The organism is Rhodococcus sp. T7 (genome assembly GCF_009872365.1).
Classification (GTDB): Bacteria; Actinomycetota; Actinomycetes; order Mycobacteriales; family Mycobacteriaceae; genus Rhodococcus_F.
The window spans coordinates 1-596 of sequence record NZ_WXYH01000301.1; the positions used below are offsets into that span (position 1 = coordinate 1).

1 protein-coding gene is annotated in these 596 nt (G+C 68.0%); it reads left to right on the forward strand.

From position 1 onward, the window contains the following. A partial coding sequence (locus MLGJGCBP_RS24085; protein WP_160098644.1) for a tyrosine-type recombinase/integrase occupies positions 1 to 540 on the forward strand: 540 nt, incomplete at its 5' end. Between the last annotated feature and the right edge of the window lie 56 nt (positions 541 to 596).

Genomic DNA, 596 nt, shown 5'->3' on the forward strand with positions numbered 1-596 from the left:
GAGGTGACTGCGCTGCTGGAGAGCATGACCTGTTTGCGGGATCTGACGATGGTGCTGTTGATGCTCGACGGTGCCCTGCGGCCGGGAGAGGTGCTCGGGCTCCAGCTCGGCCATATCGCCTACGGCCGACGGCGGGTCACGATTCGTAAACGAGACGACCATCCGCGGGGCGTGCGGGCGAAGTCCCGGCACGAACGGGTCGTCGACCTGCTCGAGCCTCGCACGTTGGATGCGGTCAATCGGTATGTGCTCCATGAACGTCCGGTCGACGCACCGAGTCCGTTCGTGTTTCTGGTCGGGGGCTGGGGCGCTCGTCGCTGCGAGCCGCTCTCGTATGCCGCGCTCGTGCGGATGTTCGCCCGGCGGCTGGACACGCTCGGGATACGCACGGTGGACAAAACCCCAAACGCCCTGCGGCACCCACGCGACAGCGATGTGGGAGGCGGGGATGCGGGAGTTGGCGTTGCAACGACGCCTCGGACACGCCTCACCGGAGTCGACTCGGATCGACACCCGGGTCTCCGACCAGCAGGTTCGTGACGAGTACGCGGCCGCGCTGCGGGATCGCCGATGACCGGGCCGGCAGCCGCTGGACC